Genomic DNA, 1442 nt, shown 5'->3' with positions numbered 1-1442 from the left:
CTTGGAGCCCGCTGGGCCTTGGAGCCCGCTCAGTCGGTGGCCGGCGCGCGACGGCCGGCACGCAGGCCGCGGACGCCGACGGCGCCGACGGCGATGCCGAGGACGAAGGAGGTGACGGCGAGGAGGAGGTGGATCCAGAAGAAGGCGGTGGGCTGGGAGTGGTCGCCGTCGGTGAAGGCCTGGCCGCCGGAGTCCTTCCACAGGTTCTTGACGAAGGTCGTCCAGATGATCATCGACCAGACCCCGAAGGCGGTCAGGAACCAGGAGGTACGGCGGCTGAGCTTCATGGGGGGGTCCTCGGCGGGTGAAGGCGGTGTGCCTCCCCAGTATGCGCGGGCCGCCGATCGGCGTAGGGCGGACCCCTCCTGCGGAGGACCGGCCCGGAGGGGCGGGCGCCGGGGGCCGGGAGTGGGTACGGTCTGCTGGTGCCCACATCCCGTCACACGTTCGTGCGCCTGTGCGCCGCGGCCACTGCGGCCACCGCGGTCTTACCGGTCCTGCTCGCCGCTCCGGCGGACGCGGCCCCGCGGCAGCCGCCGCCGTCGGCCGCCGTCGGCGGCGAGCGGCTCGGGCTCCCCGGGGTCCAGGTCGCCCCGATGGCGGGCGCCCCGCCGCTGCCCTCCGACCTCACCGGCCAGTCCTGGATAGTGTCCGACCTGGCGTCCGGCGAGGTGCTGGCGGCCAGCAACCCGCACCTCCGGCTGCCCCCGGCGAGCACCCTGAAGATCCTCTTCGCGGACACCGTGCTGCCCAAGTTCGACCGTGACGCGGTGCACCGGGTGGCCGACGAGGAGATCCAGGGGATCGGCCCCGGCAGCAGCCTGGTCGGCATCAAGGAGAACCTGGACTACCGGGTCGAGGACCTGTGGCGCGGGGTGTTCCTGAGCTCCGGCAACGACGCGGTGCACGTCCTGGCGCACATGAACGGCGGCGTCCAGCGGACCGTCACCGAGATGCAGGCGCGGGCCGACGCGCTCCAGGCGCGCGACACCAGGGTGATCTCCCCGGACGGCTACGACATGGACGGCCAGGTCTCCTCGGCCTACGACCTGTCGCTGTTCGCCCGGGCCGGCCTGCGCGACGCGGACTTCCGGATGTACTGCGCCACCCGGGAGGCGATGTTCCCCGGCGCCGTCGACAAGGACGGCCGGCGCGGCAGCTTCGGGATCGCCAACACCGACCGGCTGCTGGGCAAGTACCCGGGCCTGATCGGCGTGAAGAACGGCACCACCACCAACGCCGGCTCGACCTTCGTCGGAGCCGCCGAGCGCAACGGGCGCACCCTGCTGGTCACCGTGATGCACCCGGCGAGCTACCAGAAGGTGTACGACGAGACGGCCGCCCTGCTGGACTGGGGCTTCGCCGCGGCCGGCAAGGTGCAGCCGGTCGGCAGGCTGGTCGACGAGCTCCGGCCCGAGAGCGCCGAACCGGCCGGCCAGGCC

General features: G+C 73.2%; 2 protein-coding genes. One reads left to right on the top strand and one right to left on the bottom strand.

What is annotated here, in order from left to right; all coding sequences use genetic code 11:
* Nucleotides 1-29 precede the first annotated feature (29 nt).
* On the bottom strand, nt 30-287 hold the full coding sequence (locus ACFRMQ_RS40750) for an SCO4848 family membrane protein (RefSeq protein ID WP_380735979.1): 258 nt from the start codon (nt 285-287) through the stop codon (nt 30-32).
* 309 nt (nt 288-596) lie between these two features.
* On the opposite strand from ACFRMQ_RS40750, the gene ACFRMQ_RS40745 reads away from it, so the two are divergent.
* Nucleotides 597-1442 (top strand): D-alanyl-D-alanine carboxypeptidase family protein (locus tag ACFRMQ_RS40745; protein ID WP_380735978.1); only part of this gene is annotated, 846 nt, incomplete at its 3' end.

This window comes from Kitasatospora sp. NPDC056783 (genome assembly GCF_042789895.1).
Classification (GTDB): Bacteria; Actinomycetota; Actinomycetes; order Streptomycetales; family Streptomycetaceae; genus Kitasatospora.
Note: the sequence above shows the minus strand (reverse complement) of the source record. Positions and strands in the feature narration are given on the sequence as shown.

Excerpts from the sequence above, each read along its gene's own strand:
- ACFRMQ_RS40750 (WP_380735979.1), bottom strand. The coding sequence starts at position 287 with ATGAAGCTCAGCCGCCGTACCTCCTGGTTCCTGACCGCCTTCGGGGTC.